The sequence below is a fragment of the Variovorax paradoxus B4 genome (assembly GCF_000463015.1).
GTDB lineage: Bacteria > Pseudomonadota > Gammaproteobacteria > Burkholderiales > Burkholderiaceae_C > Variovorax > Variovorax paradoxus_E.
This window is the reverse complement of sequence record NC_022247.1, coordinates 947,787-966,940: the sequence shown is the minus strand read 5'-3', so window position 1 is coordinate 966,940 and position 19,154 is coordinate 947,787. Positions and strand designations below refer to the sequence as shown.

The 19,154-nt window shown below is 69.5% G+C and carries 16 protein-coding genes; 1 reads left to right on the top strand and 15 read right to left on the bottom strand.

What is annotated here, in order from left to right:
* Positions 1–11: 11 nt before the first annotated feature.
* From VAPA_RS04315 to VAPA_RS04295, 5 genes are all read right to left on the bottom strand, one after another.
* A complete protein-coding gene (locus tag VAPA_RS04315) occupies positions 12–2,411 on the bottom strand; it encodes a 3-hydroxyacyl-CoA dehydrogenase/enoyl-CoA hydratase family protein (protein WP_021005543.1) in 2,400 nt (799 codons plus the stop codon).
* 36 nt (positions 2,412–2,447) lie between these two features.
* A complete protein-coding gene (locus VAPA_RS04310; RefSeq protein ID WP_021005542.1) occupies positions 2,448–2,882 on the bottom strand; it encodes a DUF2147 domain-containing protein in 435 nt (144 codons plus the stop codon).
* A 42-nt stretch (positions 2,883–2,924) separates the two neighbouring features.
* Entirely contained in the window at positions 2,925–4,721 is a 1,797-nt protein-coding gene (locus tag VAPA_RS04305; protein ID WP_021005541.1) for an acyl-CoA dehydrogenase C-terminal domain-containing protein, read from the bottom strand.
* Between the two features lie 51 nt (positions 4,722–4,772).
* Positions 4,773–5,471: a TetR/AcrR family transcriptional regulator gene (locus tag VAPA_RS04300; RefSeq protein WP_021005540.1), complete on the bottom strand. Its 699-nt coding sequence runs from the start codon at positions 5,469–5,471 to the stop codon at positions 4,773–4,775.
* A gap of 131 nt (positions 5,472–5,602) precedes the next feature.
* Positions 5,603–6,361, bottom strand: coding sequence for an SDR family oxidoreductase (locus VAPA_RS04295; RefSeq protein WP_021005539.1), 759 nt, complete (start codon positions 6,359–6,361; stop codon positions 5,603–5,605).
* Between the two features lie 132 nt (positions 6,362–6,493).
* Here VAPA_RS04295 and VAPA_RS04290 point away from each other — a divergent pair, with 132 nt between their 5' ends.
* Positions 6,494–7,378 carry a LysR family transcriptional regulator gene (locus tag VAPA_RS04290; RefSeq protein ID WP_021005538.1) on the top strand — a complete coding sequence of 295 codons (885 nt, stop codon included), beginning with the start codon at positions 6,494–6,496 and terminating at the stop codon, positions 7,376–7,378.
* 21 nt (positions 7,379–7,399) lie between these two features.
* On the opposite strand, the gene VAPA_RS04285 is transcribed toward VAPA_RS04290, so the two are convergent.
* The 10 genes from VAPA_RS04285 to VAPA_RS04240 are packed head-to-tail and all read right to left on the bottom strand — an operon-like array spanning position 7,400 to position 19,108.
* Positions 7,400–8,263: an isocitrate lyase/PEP mutase family protein gene (locus VAPA_RS04285; protein ID WP_021005537.1), complete on the bottom strand. Its 864-nt coding sequence runs from the start codon at positions 8,261–8,263 to the stop codon at positions 7,400–7,402.
* A complete protein-coding gene (locus VAPA_RS04280) occupies positions 8,260–9,675 on the bottom strand; it encodes an FAD-dependent oxidoreductase (RefSeq protein ID WP_021005536.1) in 1,416 nt (471 codons plus the stop codon). Before VAPA_RS04280 ends, VAPA_RS04285 begins: the two co-directional genes overlap by 4 nt.
* Positions 9,672–10,286, bottom strand: coding sequence for a cysteine hydrolase family protein (locus VAPA_RS04275; RefSeq protein WP_021005535.1), 615 nt, complete (start codon positions 10,284–10,286; stop codon positions 9,672–9,674). The genes VAPA_RS04280 and VAPA_RS04275 overlap by 4 nt, the downstream gene beginning before the upstream one ends.
* The gene (locus VAPA_RS04270) at positions 10,283–12,337 is read right to left on the bottom strand and encodes a hydantoinase/oxoprolinase family protein (protein ID WP_021005534.1); all 2,055 of its coding nucleotides are present in this window, start codon (positions 12,335–12,337) and stop codon (positions 10,283–10,285) included. The genes VAPA_RS04275 and VAPA_RS04270 overlap by 4 nt, the downstream gene beginning before the upstream one ends.
* Entirely contained in the window at positions 12,334–14,022 is a 1,689-nt protein-coding gene (locus VAPA_RS04265) for a hydantoinase B/oxoprolinase family protein (protein WP_021005533.1), read from the bottom strand. The genes VAPA_RS04270 and VAPA_RS04265 overlap by 4 nt, the downstream gene beginning before the upstream one ends.
* A gap of 2 nt (positions 14,023–14,024) precedes the next feature.
* Complete coding sequence (locus tag VAPA_RS04260; protein ID WP_021005532.1) at positions 14,025–14,993, bottom strand: tripartite tricarboxylate transporter substrate binding protein; 969 nt, start codon at positions 14,991–14,993, stop codon at positions 14,025–14,027.
* Positions 14,994–15,023: 30 nt separating this feature from the next.
* Positions 15,024–16,361: an MmgE/PrpD family protein gene (locus VAPA_RS04255; RefSeq protein WP_021005531.1), complete on the bottom strand. Its 1,338-nt coding sequence runs from the start codon at positions 16,359–16,361 to the stop codon at positions 15,024–15,026.
* A complete protein-coding gene (locus tag VAPA_RS04250) occupies positions 16,348–16,872 on the bottom strand; it encodes a LeuD/DmdB family oxidoreductase small subunit (protein ID WP_021005530.1) in 525 nt (174 codons plus the stop codon). Before VAPA_RS04250 ends, VAPA_RS04255 begins: the two co-directional genes overlap by 14 nt.
* Positions 16,869–18,155, bottom strand: coding sequence for a 3-isopropylmalate dehydratase large subunit (locus tag VAPA_RS04245; protein ID WP_021005529.1), 1,287 nt, complete (start codon positions 18,153–18,155; stop codon positions 16,869–16,871). Before VAPA_RS04245 ends, VAPA_RS04250 begins: the two co-directional genes overlap by 4 nt.
* Complete coding sequence (locus VAPA_RS04240) at positions 18,152–19,108, bottom strand: tripartite tricarboxylate transporter substrate binding protein (RefSeq protein WP_021005528.1); 957 nt, start codon at positions 19,106–19,108, stop codon at positions 18,152–18,154. The genes VAPA_RS04245 and VAPA_RS04240 overlap by 4 nt, the downstream gene beginning before the upstream one ends.
* Positions 19,109–19,154: the final 46 nt, after the last annotated feature.

Genomic DNA, 19,154 nt, shown 5'->3' with positions numbered 1-19,154 from the left:
TCTGGGCCTGGTCAGTTGCGCACCGGCTTCCCCGTGCTCAGCATCCCCATGATCCGCTCCTGCGTCTTGGGATGCACGATGAGCGAGCAGAACGCCTTGCGCTCCAGCGCCATCAGGTATTCCTCGGTCACGAGCGAACCCGCGTCCACGTCGCCGCCGGTCACCACGCTCGCGATCAGGCTCGCGATGTGGAAGTCGTGCGCGCTGATGAGGCCGCCGTCGCGCATGTTCACGAGCTGGCCCTTGATCGTTGCGGCGCCGCTGCGACCCGCCACGCGGAATGTGCGGCGCAGCGGCGGGCGGTAGCCGGCGTCGGCCATGGCCTTGGCCTGCTGCAGCGCCACGTAGAGCAGCTCGTCCTTGTTCGGCACGATCAGGTCGCTGTCCTGCAGATAGCCGAGCTTCTTCGAATCGAGCGCGCCGGTGCCGACCTTGGCCATCGCCGCGGCGGTGAAGCCTTCCGTCAGGAAAGGCAGCAGGTCGCTGCCTGTGGAGGCCGCTGCGTTCTCCGCGGCGCGGCGAGCGATGTACGTCAGGCCGCCCGCGCCAGGGATCAGGCCCACGCCGACTTCGACCAGGCCGATGTAGCTTTCCATTGCCGCGACACGCTTGGCCGAATGCACAGCCAGCTCGCAGCCGCCGCCCAGCGCCATGCCGCGCACGGCGGAAACCACCGGCACGCTCGCGTAGCGGATCTTGAGCATCACGTTCTGCAGTTCTTCTTCCGCGCCTTCGACCGCACCGATGCCCGCGACCACGAAGGCCGGCAGCATTGCCTGCAGGTCGGCGCCGACCGAGAACATCTCGTCGGGCGACCAGATCACCAGGCCCTTGTATTCAGCCTCGGCCAGGTCGACCGCGGCGCCCAGCGCTTCGGCCACATCGGGGCTGATCGCATGCATCTTCGAATGGATGCTCGCGATGAGCACCTCGCCATCGAGCGTCCACACGCGCACATCGCCTTCGTCGCTGATCGTCGTGCCCGCGGTGTTGGCATCGGCCGCGTCCGCGCCGAGCACGCTCTCGGGGAAGAGCTGGCGCTCATGCACCGGCAGCTTGCGCTGCGGAACGAACTGGCCTTGCGACGCGCTCCACGAACCTTCAGGCGTGTGCACGCCGCCGGCCTTGGCCACGGCGCCCTCGAACACCCACTTGGGCAGCGGCACCGTACTCAACGCCTTGCCGGCGTCGATGTCTTCCTGCACCCACTTGGCAACCTGCGCCCAGCCGGCTTCCTGCCAGAGTTCGAATGGACCCTGCTTCATGCCGAAGCCCCAGCGCATCGCGAAATCCACGTCGCGCGCGCTTTCGGCAATGGTCGCCAGGTGCACGGCCGCGTAGTGGAAGCTGTCGCGCAAGATCGCCCAGAGGAACTGGCCTTGCGGCCCTTCGCTCTCGCGCAAGAGCTTCAGGCGCTCGCCCGCGGGCTTCTTCAACATGCGGCCGTACACCTCGTCGGCCTTGGCGCCGGCGGGCACGTACTCGCCGCTCTTCAGGTCGAAGCGCAGGATGTCGCGGCCGACCTTCTTGAAGAAACCGGCCTTGGTCTTCTGGCCGAGGTTGCCCATCTCGAGCAGCTTCGCGAGCACCGGCGGCGTCGCGAAGTTGGCGTAGAACGGATCGGTCTCTGCATTCAGGTTGTCCTGCAGCGTCTTCACGACGTGCGCCATGGTGTCCAGGCCCACCACGTCGGCGGTGCGGAAGGTGCCCGAGCTCGCGCGGCCCAGCTTCTTGCCGGTGAGGTCGTCCACCACGTCGGGCGTGAGGCCGAACTTTTCGACTTCCTTCAGCGTGGCCAGCATGCCGGCAATGCCGACGCGGTTGGCGATGAAGTTGGGCGTGTCGTGCGCGCGCACCACGCCCTTGCCGAGCGTGCTGGTGACGAAGGCCTCGAGATCGTCGAGCACCTGCGGCTCGGTGGTGGGCGTGTTGATCAGCTCCACCAGGAACATGTAGCGCGGCGGGTTGAAGAAGTGAATGCCGCAGAAGCGCGGCTTCAGCGCTTCGGGCAACGCCTCGCTCAGCTTGGTGATCGACAGGCCCGAGGTGTTCGACGCCAGGATCGAATGCCTGGCCACGTGCGGCGCAATCTTCTTGTAGAGATCGAGCTTCCAGTCCATGCGCTCGGCAATGGCCTCGATGACGAGGTCGCACTCGCCGAGTTTGGCGAGGTCGTCGTCGTAGTTGGCTTGCTCGATGAGCACCGCATCGGCCACGTCCCCGAGCGGCGCGGGCTTGAGCTTTTTGAGGTTGTCGATGGCGCGCGAGACGATGCCGTTCTTCGGCCCTTCCTTGGCCGCCAGGTCGAACAGCACGACAGGCACGCGCACGTTGACGAGGTGGGCCGCAATCTGCGCACCCATCACGCCGGCGCCGAGCACGGCGACTTTCTTCACTTGGAATCGGGACATGTTGATTGGTATTTCTTGGATTGAAAACGCGGCGGTCTACTGGGCACGATTCCAGGTCTGGGTGCGCCAGAAAGGGCCCAGGTAGCCGCGCACTTCGAGCTTCTTGCCACCGTCGATCGGCGTGAAGCTCGCGCGGTATTCCTTGCCGTTCTCGGGGTCGAGGATCTTGCCGCCTTCCCAGACGTCCTTGCCTTCGGCCTTCTTGCCGCCGCGGATGATGTCGAGCCCGGTGATGGGCTTGCCCTTGCGGTCATCGCTGCATTCGTCGCAGATCGCATCGGGCTTGGCGTCCTTCTTCAGCGACTTCTCGATGCGGCCGATGAGCGCGCCGTTGGTTTCACCGATGCGGATCTCGGCCTTGGCCTCGCCCGTCTTGTCGTCGACGTTGCGCCACAGCCCCACCGGCGTGGTCTGGGCCGTGGCCATGACGGCGGTGGCGGCGAGAACGATGGCTGCAAGCGTCGATTTCATGGGCGGCTTCCGGTTGGACGGTGAAGAAGAAGGACAGCGGCCTCAGGCCAGCGCCGCATCGGTATCCATCAGCACCTTGCTGCCGGCACGTGCGGTGCGCATCAGCGTCGCGGTCTCGGGGAACAGCTTGGCGAAGTAGAAGCGCGCGGTCTGCAGCTTGGCGACGTAGAACGGATCGGTGTTGCCGCTCGCGATCTCGCGCAGCGCGACCTGCGCCATGCGGGCGAACAGGTAGCCGAACACGAAGTGGCCGGCCACGCGCAGGTAGTCGACCGCGGCGGCGCCCACTTCGTCCGGGTTCTGGAAGCCCTTGAAGCCGATCTCGGTCGTGAACTTGGTGAGCTGGTCGCCCAGGCCCGCGATGGGGTTGATGAACTCGGCCATCTTCTCGTTCACGCCCTCTTCCTCCACCAGCTTCGCAACCAGTTTGCCGAACTTCTTGAGCGACGCGCCGTTGTTGCCCAGCACCTTGCGGCCCAGCAGGTCCAGCGACTGGATGGTGTTGGTGCCTTCGTAGATCATGTTGATGCGGTTGTCGCGCACGAACTGCTCCATGCCCCATTCCTTGATGAAGCCATGGCCGCCGAACACCTGCATGCAGGCGTTGGTCGCGATGTGGCCGTTGTCGGTGATGAAGGCCTTGACGATGGGCGTGAGCAGCGCCACCAGTTCGCCCGAGTCCTTGCGCACCTTCTCATCCGGGTGGTGGTGTTCCTTGTCGAGCAGCAGCGTGCAGAAGATCTGCAGCGCGCGGCCGCCTTCGGCGTACGCCTTGGCCGTGAGCAGCATCTTGCGCACGTCGGGGTGCACGATGATGGGGTCGGCTTCCTTGTCCTTGGCCTTCACGCCCGAGAGCGAACGCATCTGGATGCGGTCCTTGGCGTAGGCCAGCGCATTCTGGTAAGCCACTTCGGTCAGACCGAGCGACTGATTGCCCACGCCCAGGCGCGCGGCATTCATCATCACGAACATGGCCTGCAGGCCCTTGTTGGGCTCGCCCACCAGCGAGCCGATGGCGCCTTCGATCACGATCTGCGCGGTGGCGTTGCCGTGGATGCCCATCTTGTGCTCGAGGCCGGCGCAGAAGATCGGGTTGCGCTCGCCGAGCGAGCCGTCGGCCTTGACCTTGTACTTCGGCACCACGAACAGGCTGATGCCCTTGCTGCCCTTGGGCGCATCGGGCAGGCGGGCCAGCACCAGGTGAATGATGTTGTCCGTCATGTCGTGCTCGCCGGCCGAGATGAAGATCTTGCTGCCGGTGATGCGGTAACTGCCGTCGGGCTGGGGTTCGGCCTTGGTGCGCAGGAGGCCCAGGTCGGTGCCGCAGTGCGGTTCGGTCAGGCACATGGTGCCGGTCCATTCGCCGCTCGTGAGCTTGGGCAGGTAGGTCTTCTTTTGTTCTTCGGTGCCGTGGGCCACCAGCGCCTCGTAGGCGCCGTGCGAGAGGCCGGGGTACATGGTCCAGGCCTGGTTGGCGCTGTTGAGCATTTCGAACAGGCACTGGTTCACCACGAAGGGCAGGCCCTGGCCGCCGAAGGCCGGGTCGCACGACAGCGCGGGCCAGCCGCCTTCGACGTACCTGGCATAGGCGTCCTTGAAGCCCTTGGGCGTCTTGACTTCGTGCGTGGTCTTGTCGAGTGTGCAGCCCTCTTCGTCGCCGCTGATGTTGAGCGGAAAAGTCACCTCGGCGGCGAACTTGCCGGCTTCTTCGATCACCGCGTTGATCGTGTCGGCATCGGTCTCGGCATGGGCCGGCAGCGCCTTGAGTTCGTCGGCGACGTTGAGCACTTCGTGCAGCACGAACTGCATGTCGCGTACGGGTGGGTTGTAGGTAGGCATCCGGGACTCTCCTGGTCGAAAACTGAAAGGGAAAAAGAAAAAAGGGGCCGCTCAGCGCACCGGCTTGAGCCGGCGGGAAGCGGCGGGCTTGGCCGCCGCCGCGGCTTCGGCGGGCGGCGCGTCGGGCGTGGCGCTGCGCGCAAGGATGTTGTCGAAGCCGACGTTGGCGCGGCCGATCGAGCCCGGCACCTGCAGGAAGCGCGCTTCGTAGTGCAGCGCGAGGATCAGGCCGTGGATCTCGAAGGCGAGCTGGCGCTCGTCGGCATCGGCGCGCAGATGGCCTTCGCTCTTGGACTGCACGATGGCGCGCAGCACGGCCGCCTGCCAGATGCTGACCGACTCCACGAGCGCATCGCGCACCGGGCCGGGACGGTCGTCGAATTCGGAAGCGCCGCTGATGTAGATGCAGCCCGAGTCGATCTCGGCCGAGGTGCGCTTCATCCAGTTGGCGAACATGGCGCGCAGGCGCGGCAGGCCGCGCGGCGCCTCGAGCGCGGGAAAAAACACTTCCTGCTCGAAACGCGCGTGATACTCGCGCACCACGGAAATCTGCAGCTCCTCACGCGAGCCGAAGTGGGCGAACACGCCCGACTTGCTCATCCTGGTGAGCTCGGCCACGGCGCCGATCGACAGGCCCTCGAGCCCGATCTGCGCCGCCAGCGCCAGGGCGGCGTCGACGATGACGGCCTTGGTCTGCTGGCCCTTCTGGGCGGCGCGGACCGGCTTGGCGGGAACGGCATTGACAGACATGGTGGAAGCTCCGGAATAAAACGAACGGTCGTTCTATTTTGCAGGGGCTTTGCACTTTTGGCTGTCAATGACCTTCTGCGGTTGAAGGTTAATGGGTGCGGAGCGGGACCGCCATGGCCCGCCCTCCCGGATCAGAACTCCTGCGAGACCGGCCGCAGCACCACCTCGTTGATGTCCACGTCCGCGGGCTGCTCCACGGCATAGACCACGGCGCGCGCCACGGAATCGGCGGGGATCTGGTTGGCCTCGTAGAACGCCTTCACGCCGGCCGCGCTCTCGGCATCGGTGCTGCCGAACTTCAGCTCCGACTCCACCGCGCCGGGCGAGACGATGGTCACGCGCACGCCGTTGTTGCCCATTTCGACGCGCAGCCCTTCGGAGATGGCGCGCACCGCATGCTTGGTTGCGCTGTAGACCGTGCCGATCGGCGTGAACACCTTGAGCCCCGCGATCGACGCGACGTTGACGATGTGGCCGCTGCCCTGCGCCTGCATGCGCGGCAGCACCGCGGCAATGCCGTAGAGCACGCCCTTGATGTTGACGTCGATGGTGCGGTCCCACTCGTCGACCAAGAGCCGGTCGAGTGGCGACAGCGGCATCACGCCCGCGTTGTTGACCAGCACGTCGATGCGGCCGAAGGCCTCGACCGTCGCTGCGGCGAGCTTCTCGAGATCGGCGCGCTTGGCCACGTCGGTGGCCACGGCAATGGCCTCGCCGCCGGCCTCGCGGATGTCGGCGACCACCTTGTCGAGCCTGTCGGTGCGGCGCGCCGCGAGCACCACCTTGGCGCCGCGCGCGGCCAGGTGGCGCGCGGTCGATTCGCCGAGCCCGCTGCTCGCGCCGGTGACGATGGCGACCTTGCCTTTGATGTTGTCTTGAACGGATGTCATGGGAATTCCTTTCGGGTGTGTTGAAGAAGAACAAGTGCATGCAGTGTGGAAAATCCACGCATTCCCGTAAATGAAACTCTTGCGAGTTCAGAATTCCTCAATCTGGAATACACCGCCTCTTGAAAGCACCCCATGGCCAACCGTCTCGAAGCCCTGCGCGTGTTCTGCACCGCCGCCGCTGCCGCCAACTTCCGCGAGGCGGCCGCGCGCCTGTCCGTCTCGCCGCAGGTCGTGACGCGTGCGGTGCGCGAGCTGGAAGAAGAACTGGGCGAGCCGCTGTTCCACCGCAGCACGCGCGGCGTGCAGCTCACCGACTTCGGCCGGCAGCTCGCCGAGCGCGCCCGCGTGGCGGTGGGCAGCGTCGACGAACTGTTCCACCAGATCGACCGGCGCGCGCTGTCGCAGCATGCGGGCACGGTGCGGGTCACGGCGCCGCACGTGTATGCCCGGCTCATCCCGCAGGCGCTGGCGCCGCTGCTGGCGGCGCACCCCGGGCTGGTGCTCGACCTGCGCCTGTCGGAGCAGCATGCCGACGTGGTCGACGAGCAGATCGACATCGGCGTGCGCGTGGGGCCGATGCGCGACGCGCGCTTCGTGGCGCGCGCCGTCGGCAAGATGGCGCTGCATGTGGTGGCGGCGCCGGCGCTCATCGAAAGAGTGGGCCGGCCGCAGGGCCTCGATGCGCTGTCGGCGCTGCCGCTCACTGCGCTGATCGACCGCAGCTCGGGCCGCCCCTGGCCGTGGGCCTTCAGCAGGCGGCGGGTGGTGACGGTGTCCTCGCCCGCCTTCGTGACCGACAGCATCGATGCCGAATGCGCCGCCGTGCTCGCGGGCGTGGGCTTCGGGCAATTGATCGGGCCGCTGGCCGAACCGTGGCTGCGCACAGGCGCGATGCTGCCCGTGCTGGAGGCCGAGGCGCCCGAGCCCTGGCCGATCCACGTCTACCGCCCGCAGCGCGCGCCGGTGCCGGCGCGCGTGCGGCTGGTGTACGACGAGCTGGTGCGGGTGCTGCGCTGAGGACGCCGCGCCCGCGATGCCTCAGTCGTACTTCTGGCCGGTGCGCATCAGCTCCGGCGTGCCGATCACCTCGTTGAGCGCGTCGAAGTCCAGCATCTGCGGCCGCCAGGGCTGCGTGCTGCGGTGCCGGTGCAGGCTCGCGTAGTAGCCCTGCAGCGTGTGCACCACGGCGCGCGCGGTGCCGCCCGGAAAGATCGCGATGCGAAAGCCATGGGCCTGCAGCGCATCCGCATCCTGGATCGGCGTCTTGCCGCCTTCGACCATGTTGGCGAGCAGCGGCACGCGGTCGCCGAAGCGTTGGCAGGCGGCATCCATCTGCTCGGGCGAGCGCAGCGCCTCGATGAAAAGCGCGTCCACGCCGCAGGCGAGGTAGGCCTCGGCGCGGTCGAGCGCGGCCTCCAGGCCTTCGACCGCCACCGCATCGGTACGCGCGAGGATCAGCGTGTCGCTCGAGGTGCGCGCGTCCAGCGCGGCCTTGAGCTTGCCGACCATCTCGCGCTCGGGCACCACGGCCTTGCCGTCGAGATGGCCGCAGCGCTTGGGAAAGGTCTGGTCCTCGATCTGCACCATCGCCGCGCCCGCGCGCTCGAAGCCGCGCACGGTGCGCTGCGTGTTGAGCGCGTTGCCGAAGCCGGTGTCGGCATCGACGATCACCGGCAGGCTCACGCGTTCGGTGATGCGCGCCAGCGTGTCGGCCACCTCGGTGAAGGTGGTGAGGCCGACGTCGGAGCGGCCCAGGCGCGTGTAGGCGATGGAGGCGCCCGAGAGGTACAGCGCCTCGAAGCCGGCCTGCTCGGCCACGAGGGCGCTGAGCGCGTCGTACACGCCGGGCGCGAGCACGATGTCGTTGCGCGCGAGCCGTGTCTTGAAGGAGGGATACGTCATGCGGACGCTTTCGTCGAATGGATCAGTGCAGCGGCCGTGCGCGCCGCGATGTAGCCGCCGGCCACGGCGCTCAGCAGGCCGTTGCCGGAAAGATAGCCCCACACCGCATCGCCCGAGACGCCGCCGGCCGCGCCACCGGCGGCGAGCAGGTTGGCGAAGGGCGTGCCGTCGTGCCGCAGCACACGCATGTCGGGCGCGGTGTCGAGGCCGCCTTGGGTGTGGAACAACGCACCCGTGACCTTCACTGCGAAGTACGGCGCTTCGAGTGCGCGTGCGAACACGCGGCCATCGGGCGGTGGCGTGCCGGCGCGCATGGCGTCGAGCGTGCCTTGCAGCACGGAAGGCTCGCAGCCGATGCAGTCCGCCAGCGCAGCCACCGATTCGCAGCGGCGCAACGCACCTGCCGCTTCGGCCTCGCAGAAGTCGGGAAAGCCCCGCGCCAGTGCAAGCAGTGGCGCGTCGAACACGTTCCACGCAATGCCGCCCGGTTGCGCGAGCACGTGCACGGCAGCTTCCGAATAGCCCTGCGTCTCGTCGTGAAAGCGCCGGCCCTCGCAGTCGAGCTGCACGCCGCCTTCCATCATCACGGCCCACGACATCAGCGCGCCTTGCGGCGTGACCCACGAGCCGTGGCCCTGGTAGCCGCCGAGGTCGCGCAGGCGTGCGCCCAGCGCTTCGCCCCAGAGGATCGCGCTGCCGTCGTTGCCGGCGTGGCCGCCGAAGGTGGCTTCGGCCATCTCGGGCAGCAGCGTGCGCACCATTTCCGAATTTCCGCCGAAGCCGTTGCAGGCGAGCAGCAGTGCGTCGCAGCCCAGCGTTTCGCTGCTGCCGTCGGGGCGCAAGTAATCGACGCCGATCACGCGGTCTTCGGCATCGAGCACCAGCGTGTCGACCAACGCTTGTGTCAGCACGGGAATGCCCGCCGCCTCGACGGCGGCCTGCAAGGCAGCCATCAGCGACGCGCCTGTTCTCTGCGGCAGCGAATGCATGCGATGCACGCTGTGCCCCGGATAGAGAAAGCCGTCGAGCAGCATCCACTGCAGCCCATGCCGTTCCTGCAGCGCATCGAGCGCCGGGCCGATGGAAGCCGCATAGGCCTCGACCAGCGCAGGCGCCGCACGGCCGTGGGCCTTGGCCTGGATGTCGGCGGCGAAGCGCTCGGCGCTGTCGCCCTGCACGCCATGCGCCCGCTGCGTGCGGGTGCCGGGTGCGGGGATGAAGCCCGAGGACAGCGCAGTCGAGCCGCTGGGCAGCGCGTCGCGCTCGAGCACTGCGCAGTCCACGCCCGCGTCGCTGAGCATCAACGCGGCCGTGAGCCCGCAGGCGCCGCCGCCGACGATCGCCACCGGCACGTGCACCTCGGCCTCGACCGATGCCGCGCGGCGGATGAGGCGCAAAGGGCTTGCCGTCATGCGAGCGACGCGATGAAGGCCGCGCAGTCGGTCACCTCGGCCACGTTGCGCATGTCGGCCAGCGAGGTCTGGTGGCGCTCTTCGCCGAAGGCCGCGCAGCCGTCGGCCAGCACCAGCGTGCGGTAGTCGCGCATGTGGGCATCGCGCACGGTGCTGGCCACGCCGCCGTTGGTCACGATGCCGCACACGGCCACGGTGTCGATGCCCGCACGGCGCAGCACCCAGTCGAGCTGGGTGTTGAAGAAGGCCGAATAGGCAACCTTGCTGACCGTCACGTCGACAAGCCCCGCCAGCGCATCGACGTTGGCCTGGCCCCAGCTGCCGGGCGCGAAGTCGCCCTTCTTCAGGTAGGGGCGCAGCGCCTTGAGGTGCGGCGACACCATCGGCTCGCCGGCCGCATCGGGCCACAGCGTGAATTGGCTGGCGACCACGAGGCCGCCCGCGGCCTTGAGCGCGCGCGCCACCCCGGCCACGCGCGCCGGCAGCAGCAGCGCGGGCGGGTTGGTGTCGCCGCCGCGCGCATAGGCGCCCTTGGCATCGAGAAAGTCGTTCTGCAGGTCGATGATGACCAGCGCCGTCTTCGCCGCGACAGGCTTCGTTTCCGCGCTCATGACAGCCTCACCAGCAGGTTGCCGTGCGCGTCGACCTCGGCGTGGAAGCCGGGTTCGAGCCACACGGTGGTGTCGGCCTGCTCGAGGATCGCAGGCCCTTCGATGCGCGCGGCCACCGGCAGCTCGAGCCGTGCGTAGCGCACAGCCTCGTGCCACTGGCCGTGGTGGAACACGCGCTGCGTGCCCAGCGGCGCGGTGCTGCCCTGCCCTTCGGGTGCCAGCACCTTCAGGTCGAACTTGGGCCGCACGCCGATGCGCGCATAGCGCAGGTTCATCACGCGGATGGGGATGCCGTCGAGCACGCGGCCGAAGGCGGCCGTGTAGGCGGCCTCGAACGCGGCGCGGATCGATGCGGCCGTGATCGGCGCCTTGCCCGCATCGGCCAGCACCACGGGCAGCGTGTGCGTCTGGCCGGCATAGAGCATGTCGAGCGCGATCACCTCGCGCACGTCGTCGAAGCGCACGCCCGAGGAGTCGAGGCGCTGCTGGCAAGCCGCCGAGAGTTCGTCGATGCGGCGCTGCAGGTCGGCCACGTCGAGTTCGGCGAGCGGCCTGTTGAGGGTCTGCACCGCGTCGTGGCGCATGTCGGCGATCACGCAGCCGAGGGCGGAGGTCACGCCGGGATAGCGCGGCACGATGCCGGTGGCCACGCCCACCTCGCGCATCATCGCGCACACATGCAGCGCACCGCCGCCGCCGAAGGGCATGTAGGCGAAGCGGCGCGGATCGTGCCCGCGTTCGATCGACACGAGGCGGATCGCGCCCGCCATGCGCGCATTGGCCACCGTGAGAATGGCTTCCGCAGCCGCATGCACGTCGAGACCGAGCGGGCGTGCAACGTGTTCTTCGATGGCCTGTCGCGACTTCTCTGCGTCCAACGCCGCAAGCAGCCCGCCGCCCAGCGGACGATCGGCGGCGATGCGGCCGAGCAGCACGTTCGCATCCGTCACGGTCGGGCGCATGTTGCCGCGCCCGTAGCACGCCGGTCCCGGCACGCTGCCGGCGGACTCGGGGCCGACCTGCAGCATGCCGCTCGCATCCACGGAAGCGATGGAGCCGCCACCGGCGCCGATGGTCTCGATCTGGATCATCGGCGAGCGGATCACCATGCCGAACTCGATGGCGGTCTGCGCGGCCAGCGCGGCCTCGCCGTTGGCCACCAGCGACACGTCGAACGAGGTGCCGCCCATGTCGCCGGTGATCGCGTTCGGGAAACCCGCCGCGCGTGCAATGGCTGCGCAGGCGATCACGCCGGCCGCGGGGCCCGAGAGCGCGGTGCGCACCGGCAGGTCGCTCGCGGTCTGGCGCGACATCACGCCGCCGTTGCTCTGCACCACCAGCAGCTCGCCCGCGAAGCCCTGCGCGCGCAGGTCGGCTTCGAGGCGGCCGAGGTAGCTGCCGACCACCGGCTGCAGCGCCGCATTGAGCGTGGCCGTCGAGCAGCGCTCGAACTCGCGGATCTCGGGCAGCACCTCGCTGGCCGAGGTGACGTGCGGGTTGGGCCAGAGTTCGCGCACGGCCGCCGCGGCGAGCCGTTCGTTCTCTGGGTTGGCGTAGGTGTTGATGAAGAACACGCACACCGCTTCGCAGCCCGCTTCGAGCAGCGAGCGCGCCTCGGCGCGCACCTGGTCCAGGTCGACCGGCGTGTGCAGCGTGCCGTCGGCCAGCACGCGCTCGTCGACTTCGCGGCGCAGGTCGCGCGGCACCACGGGCACGAAGCTGCCGCGCAGGCCCCAGGTCTGGGGCCGGTCACGGCGGCGCATCTCGAGCACGTCGCGAAAGCCGCGCGTGGTGATGATGCCGGTGCGCGCCACCTTGCGTTCGAGCAGCGCGTTGGTGCCGACGGTGGTGCCGTGCACGATGGTGGCGATGGCCGCGGCCGAATCGGCCACGCGCGCCACGCCGTTCATGAAGCCGCGCGCTTCCTCGCCGCGCGTGGAGGGCACCTTGACGATGCGTGCGCTGCCATGGGCCTCGTCGAGCACGAACAGGTCGGTGAAGGTGCCGCCGACATCGACGCCGACGACCAGGGATTTGCTTGTGGAGCTCATTCGGATGCTTTCTGCTTGCTGCCGGTAGCGGCCGTGACGTAGCCCATCGCGGCATCGGCTTCGCGCTGCGAAGCGGGACGCTCGCCGGCACGGCCCCAGCCGCCGCCGCCGGGCGTTTCGAGCCGCACGCGCTCGCCGCGCGCGAGCTGGATGCCGCGCATCTTCGACACCATGGGCGGCGTGTGCCACTCGCCCGCGTTCTCGTAGCGGAACACGTTGAGGGCGCCCGAACCGCCGCCCGCGATGCCCTTGGGCGGCGAGGTGCCGCGCTCGCCGAAGACGAACACCTCGGCGTCCTTCTCGAGCAGTTCGATCTCGTAGACGGCGCCCAGACCGCCGCGATGCCGCCCGTCGCCGCCCGAATCGGCGCGCAGCGACCACTCGGTGAAGCGCACGGGGTACGCGGCCTCGAGGATTTCGAGCGGCGGGATCGTCGCGGTCGAGATCGGCGCGTTGCCGTGCGACAGGCCGTCGCCGCCCGAATGGCCGCCGTGCCCGCCGCCGAAGAAGCTGAACATCACCCAGCGCTGGCCTTCGCGGCCCTTGTCGCTGCGGTGGCCCGCGATCGACAGCGCGTTGATGGTGCCGTAGGCCTGCGCCACGGCGCGCGTGGGGTCGGCCTGCGCGGCGGCGCTGAAGATCACGTCGATCATGCGCAGGATGGTCTCGGTGTAGCCGCCGACCGGGCGCGGGCGCTCGGCGCTGATCACCAGCTTGTCGGGAATGACGAAGTCGACCGCGTCGAGCACGCCGGCGTTCGCGGGCACATCGGGGAACAGGTGCTTGAGCGCGACGTAGCAGGCTGCGACCGCCGTGGCGCGCGAGATGTTCACCGGGCCGGCGCATTGCGGCGAGGTGCGCGAGAAGTCGAGCGAGAGCCGGTCGCCGGCCACCGTCATGTCGAGCGCGATGGTGAGCGGCCGGTTGACGATGCCGTCGTTGTCGAGCACGTCCTCGAAGCTGTAGCGGCCGTCGGGCAGCGAGGCGATGTGCGAGCGCATGAGGCGCAGCGCGCGGCCGCGCAGCTCACCGAGTGCATTCAGCACCAGGTCGTCGCCGTATTCGTCGAGCAGGCCGTGCAGGCGCTTCGCACCGAGCTCCAGCGCGGCGAGCTGGCCGTTGAGGTCGCCCCAGAGGCTGTCGGGCAGGCGCGTGTTGGCCTGCAGGATGGCGAGCACGTCGGCATCGAGCACGCCGCCCTGCACGATGCGCACGGGCGGAATCTGCACCGCTTCCTGCCAGCACTCGGTGGCCGCGGGGTTGTAGTTGCCGGGCACCGCGCCGCCCACGTCGTGCCAATGCGCGGCCGAGGCCATGTAGCAGTAGAGCCTGCCATTGCGGAAGAAGGGCTTGACCAGCTTGAAGTCGTTGGCGTGCGTGCCGCCGTCGTAGGCGTCGTTGCTGATCCAGATGTCGCCTTCCTTCATGCCGCCGCGCGGCGTGGCCGCCTTGGCGGTGGCGCGCACCGCGAAGGCCATGGCGCCCACGAACACCGGCAGGCCCGACTTGCCCTGCACCAGCGTGTCACCGGTCGTGGCGTCGTACAGGCCGTGGCAGGCGTCGTGCGCCTCGGCAATGATGGGATTGAACGCGCTGCGGTAGAGCGTCGCGTCCATCTCGTCGGCCACCTGTTCGAGGCGGCCGCGCAGCACGGCGAGCGTGACGGGGTCGAGGGTGTCGTTCATGTTCAGTCCACTTTCGCGCCGCTGGTCTTGACGACCTTGGCCCATTTGTCGATCTCGCGCTTCACGTGCGCGGCGAATTCCGCCTGGGTGGAGCCCACGGGCTCGGCGCCCAGCGCCGTGAGCTTCTCGCGCACGTCGGGCAGCTTCAGGATGCGCTGCACCTCGGCCGAGAGCTTGTCCACCACGGGCTGCGGCGTGCCCCTGGGCGCGAACAGGCCCGACCATGCATCGGCGTAGAAGCCCGGGTAGGTCTCTGCGATGGTCGGCAAGTCGGGCAGCGACGGCGCGCGGCGCAGGCTGGTGAGCGCGATGGCGCGCAGCTTGCCGGCCTTGACGTGCGGCAGCGCCGAAGGCAGGCCGTCGACCATCATCTGCACCTGCCCTGCGAGCAGGTCCGACACCGCCGGCGCGCTGCCCTTGTAGGGCACGTGCGCGATGTCGACGCCGGCCTCGGACTTGAGCATTTCCATGCCCAGGTGCGCGGCCGTGCCGTTGCCGAGCGAGGCGTAGTTGAGCTTGCCGGGCTCCTTCTTCGCGAGCGCCACGAGCTCGGCCAGGTTCTTCGCGGGCACCGAGGGATGCACCACCAGCACGTTGGGCACCACCGCCACCTGGCTGATGGCGACGAAGTCGGCCACCGGGTCGTAGGGCATCTTGCTGTAGAGCGAGGTGTTGATCGCATGCGAGCCGGTCACGCCCATCACCAGCGTGTAGCCGTCGGCCGGCGCCTTGGCGACGAGGTCGGAGCCGACGTTGCCGCCCGCGCCCGCGCGGTTGTCGACCACCACCGGCTGGCCCCAGTGCTCGCCCATCTTCACGGCGACCAGCCGCGCCGCCGCATCGGTGGCGCCGCCCGGCGGGAACGGCACGACGATGCGGATCGCCTTGTTCGGAAAGTCGCCCGCCTGCGCGGCGGCGACCAGCGGCAGGCAGACGAGGAGCGTGCTCGCGAGATGGCGCAGGAGTTTCATGGTGGGTAGGTGGTGAGAGTGATGGATGGTTCAGGCGGCGGCAAGCTGCTGCCACAGCGCGCGGAGGCTGATGCCGGCGGGCGCGTCCAGCACGCCCTCGCAGAAGCGCACGGCCTTCGGGCCCGGCACGCTGTGCGCGGCGTAGTGCGCGAACTTGGCGACGAGCGCCGCGCGGTCGAGCGGGTGGGCGGCATCGCCGGCGATGGTGCCGACGGTTTCCTCGAGCGTGCCACCCGCGTGGGACACCTGGAGCGTGGCGCCGCGCTGCCTGCGCGCCGTCAGGCCGGCATCGGTTTCGAGCACGACCAGGGCTTCGAGCCGCCGCAGCTCGGCATCGTCGAAACGCGGCGCGGCATAGGCCGAGGGATCGACATCGCCGAAGCGCAGCATCGCCGCGACGCCGAAAGACAGGCTGAACTGCGCCTGGATCGGCGTGCGCGGCGCGCGGTTGCCGCAGTAGACGACCGCCTCTTCGTATATCTTGAGCACGACGCCCTGGATGCCGGTGGTGTCCTGGGCCAGCTGCTCGCGGATCCGGCGCGCGGCAGTGGCGCCGTAGTGCACGTGGCGCACGGCCGCGAGGGGCTTGAGGTAGGCATCGCGCAGCAGCAAGGTCGCCGCATCGGGCAGCGGCTGCGCGGTCGCGGCCGACTGCGTGTGCGCGTAGTGAGCCAGCGCACCGTCCGGCGCGTCGATGCCCGCTGCGCTGGCAAAGGCCGCCTGCAGCCCCAGCGATGCGCTGTGGCCGAGGTAGGTGTTGCGCGCGGTGCGGCCCTGCTGCACCGGCAGGTAGAGGCTGGTCGCGAGCTGGCAGGCCGCGATGTCGATGGCCTGCACGATGCCCGCCGGCGGCAGCGCGAGCAGGCGCGCCACGCCGGCCGCCACGCCCAGCGCGGGCCAGTTCGCATCGACATGCATGCCGGGCCTGATGCGCAGCCAGGCGCCGCAGCGCGCGCCGACCTCGTAGCCGAGCACGAAGGCATCGATGAACTCGCCAAAGCTGGCACCGCGCCGCAGTGCGAGCGGCAGCAGCGCCGCCACCAGCGGCACGCCGGGCCGGCCGTGCGCGAGGGCATGGCCTTCGCAGGCCTCGTCCCAGGTCGCGGCCATGGCCAGCACCTGCGCGGCGGCCTGCACCGCCATCGGCGGGCCGCCGGGAAAGGAAAAGTCGCCGGGTTCGCAGGCCGCAAGCGCGGCTTCGAGGCGCTGCACTTCGCTCGCATGCCGGCCCGCGAGCGCGCAGCCGGCCGTGTCGACCAACAGGCGCCGCGCCTGCAAGGCGGCCTCGGCGGTGGCCGGCTGCGCCGCGTGCAGCGCCACCGTGGCCTGCAGCACGGCGCGTTGCGGATCGCGTTCAGTGCTGTGCATCGGCTTCCTTCTTCGCGGCCATGCGCTGGCGCAGCAGTCGCAGCAGGCCGCCGGCATCGACCATTTCCATCAGGAAGCCCGGCACGGGCTCGCAGGCGAGCGTGCGCGCGCCGGCGGTGCGCACCGCGGGCGTGCGGGTGTCGAGCGCAATGCGTTCGCCGTCCTGCAACGACTCGGCTTCGGCGCAGGTCAAGAGCAGCAGGCCCACGTTGAAGGCATTGCGAAAATACAGGCCGCTGTACGAAGGCGCGATCACCGCGGCCACGCCCAGCTGCACGAGCACGGCCGCGGCCTGCTCGCGCGACGAGCCGATGCCGAAGTTCGGGCCGGCCGCGATCACGTCGCCGGGGCGCACGTCGCGCGCGAAATCGGGGCGGATGGCTTCGAGGCAATGCTTCGCGATGACGTCGATGCCGTGCTTCATCGCATGGCCGGGCGCGAGCGCATCGGTGTCGATGTCGGCGCCCAGGCGCCACACCCGGTGCGGGCGGTGCAGGGTATCGGCAGTCATGCGAGCACCTCGCGCGGGTCGGTCACGCAGCCGCGCAGTGCGGCCGCCGCCACCGTGTAGGGCGAGCCCAGGTACACCTGCGCGGTCGGCGAGCCCATGCGGCCCTTGAAGTTGCGTGCCGTGGTCGAGATCACCGTGATGTCGTCGCCCATCGGATCGCCGTAGCCCGAGCAGGCGCCGCAGGCGGTCGGGAAGAGTTCGGCGCCGGCGTCCATCAGCACCTGCAGCACGCCCTCTTCGCGCGCCCGCTCCTGGTCGTGCAGGCTGGCCGGCGCCACGATCAGGCGGATGCCCGCCGCCACCTTGTGGCCGCGCAGCACCTGGGCCGCGGCGCGCAGGTCGTCGAGCTTGGCGCCGGTGCAGGCGCCGATGTAGGCCACGTCGACATGCGTGCCCAGGTACCGGCTCACGCCGTGCGCGTTGGCCGGGCTGTGCGGCGCGGCGACGTAGGGCTCGAGCGTGGCGGCGTCGAAGCAGTGGTGCGTGAGCACGGTGCCTTCGTCGGTGAACCAGGGTGCCATGTCGACCTGCGGGGCGCCGGCTTGTGCGAGGAACGCGGCGGTGGTGGCGTCGGGTGCGATCAGGCCGGCCTGCGCACCCAGCTCGGCGCTCATGTTGGAGAGCGTCATGCGCTCCTGCATCGACAGCGCGGTGACGGCCGGGCCGGCGAACTCCACCGCCTGGTAGCGCCCGCCGTTCATGCCGAAGCGGCCGACCATGTGAAGCATCATGTCCTTGGCGGTCACGCCGGCGGGCAGCGCGCCGTCCCACCACATGCGGATGGTTTCCGGCACGCGCAGCCAGATCTCGCCGGTGACCATCACGCCCAGCATCTCGGTGCTGCCGATGCCGAACATGTAGGCGCCGAATGCGCCGCCCGTGGGCGAATGCGAATCGCCACCCACGCACAGCATGCCGGGGCGGATGTGGCCGTGCTGCGGCACCACCACGTGGCAGATGCCCTGGCTGTCGTACACGTGTGGCAGCTGCTGGTCGCGCGCCCAGTCGCGCGCAATGCGCACGATGCGGCGCGAGTCGTCGTCACGCTCGGGCACGTAGTGGTCCATGACGAGCACCACGCGGGAGCGGTCCCAGATCTGCGCGCCGAGCTCCTCGAGCATCGGCTGCAGCCGGCGCGGACCGGAGGAGTCGTGGAACATGGCCATGTCGACGCCGCAGGTCACGATCTCGCCCACCGCCACCTGCGCGCGGCCGCTGGCGCGCGCGATGAGCTTCTGCGCCAGCGTCTGCGCCGGCGCGCGGTCTGGAGCGTTGGAGGTCATTCCGGCTTGGCTCCCGAGAACTTGACGACCTTGGCCCAGCGCGTGATCTCGCTCTGCACGAAGGCGGCGAACTGTTCGGACGAATTGCCCACCGGGATCGCACCCTCGGTGTCGAGGCGCTGGCGCATGTCGGCCTGCTGCAGCGCATGGCGCGCGGCATCGCCGATCTGCTTCACGCGCTCGGCCGGCATGCGGGCCGGGCCGAAGAGGCCGAACCATGCGCTCGACTCGTAGCCCGGCAGCGCCTCGGCAATGGCCGGCACCTCGGGAAAGGCCGGCAGCCGCCTGGCCGTGGTCACGCCCAGCGCCCCGAGCTTGCCGGCCTGGATGTGCGCCTTGACGTTGCCCACGGCCGCGAACATCAGCTGCACCTGGCCGGCGAGCACGTCCTGCACGGCGGGCGAGGTGCCCTTGTAGGGGATGTTCACGATGTCGACGCCCGACTGCATCTTGAAGGCTTCGCCCGCCATGTGCAGCGACGAGCCCACCGCGCCGATCGCGAAGTTGAGCTGGCCCGGCTTCGCCTTGGCGAGTGCGATGAGTTCGCGCACGTCCTTCGCGGGCACCGACGGATGCGCGACGAGAATCGAGGGCGACGTCGCCACGCAGGTGAGCGCGGTGAAATCCTTCACCGGATCGAAAGGCAGCGCCGGGTAGAGCGTGGCATTGATCGCATGGCTGGTGAAGCTCATCAGCAGCGTGTTGCCGTCGGGTGCGGCCTTGGCCACGGCATCGGCCGCGATGTTGCCGCCCGCGCCGGGCCGGTTCTCGACAATCACGGTGCGGCCGAGCGCCGGACCCATGCTGACGGCCAGCGAACGGGCCAGCGTGTCGGTCGAGCCGCCCGCGGGCGCACCGACGAGGATGCGCACCGGCGCATTGCCGATCTGCGCGAAGGCGCTGCCGGCCCAGGCGGCGGCCAGTGGGAAAAGAAGGGTGTCGCGTCTCTTCATATGTCTTGTCTCCGGGGAAATCGGGGGTATCCCAATGGGTATGCGG

Coding starts and splice junctions, on each gene's coding strand:
- VAPA_RS04305 (WP_021005541.1), bottom strand. CDS start 4,721: ATGCCTACCTACAACCCACCCGTACGCGACATGCAGTTCGTGCTGCAC.
- VAPA_RS04270 (WP_021005534.1), bottom strand. CDS start 12,337: ATGAGCTCCACAAGCAAATCCCTGGTCGTCGGCGTCGATGTCGGCGGC.
- VAPA_RS04295 (WP_021005539.1), bottom strand. CDS start 6,361: ATGACATCCGTTCAAGACAACATCAAAGGCAAGGTCGCCATCGTCACC.
- VAPA_RS04280 (WP_021005536.1), bottom strand. CDS start 9,675: ATGACGGCAAGCCCTTTGCGCCTCATCCGCCGCGCGGCATCGGTCGAG.
- VAPA_RS04300 (WP_021005540.1), bottom strand. CDS start 5,471: ATGTCTGTCAATGCCGTTCCCGCCAAGCCGGTCCGCGCCGCCCAGAAG.
- VAPA_RS04255 (WP_021005531.1), bottom strand. CDS start 16,361: ATGCACAGCACTGAACGCGATCCGCAACGCGCCGTGCTGCAGGCCACG.
- VAPA_RS04250 (WP_021005530.1), bottom strand. CDS start 16,872: ATGACTGCCGATACCCTGCACCGCCCGCACCGGGTGTGGCGCCTGGGC.
- VAPA_RS04290 (WP_021005538.1), top strand. CDS start 6,494: ATGGCCAACCGTCTCGAAGCCCTGCGCGTGTTCTGCACCGCCGCCGCT.
- VAPA_RS04260 (WP_021005532.1), bottom strand. CDS start 14,993: ATGAAACTCCTGCGCCATCTCGCGAGCACGCTCCTCGTCTGCCTGCCG.
- VAPA_RS04285 (WP_021005537.1), bottom strand. CDS start 8,263: ATGACGTATCCCTCCTTCAAGACACGGCTCGCGCGCAACGACATCGTG.
- VAPA_RS04310 (WP_021005542.1), bottom strand. CDS start 2,882: ATGAAATCGACGCTTGCAGCCATCGTTCTCGCCGCCACCGCCGTCATG.
- VAPA_RS04315 (WP_021005543.1), bottom strand. CDS start 2,411: ATGTCCCGATTCCAAGTGAAGAAAGTCGCCGTGCTCGGCGCCGGCGTG.
- VAPA_RS04265 (WP_021005533.1), bottom strand. CDS start 14,022: ATGAACGACACCCTCGACCCCGTCACGCTCGCCGTGCTGCGCGGCCGC.
- VAPA_RS04275 (WP_021005535.1), bottom strand. CDS start 10,286: ATGAGCGCGGAAACGAAGCCTGTCGCGGCGAAGACGGCGCTGGTCATC.
- VAPA_RS04240 (WP_021005528.1), bottom strand. CDS start 19,108: ATGAAGAGACGCGACACCCTTCTTTTCCCACTGGCCGCCGCCTGGGCC.
- VAPA_RS04245 (WP_021005529.1), bottom strand. CDS start 18,155: ATGACCTCCAACGCTCCAGACCGCGCGCCGGCGCAGACGCTGGCGCAG.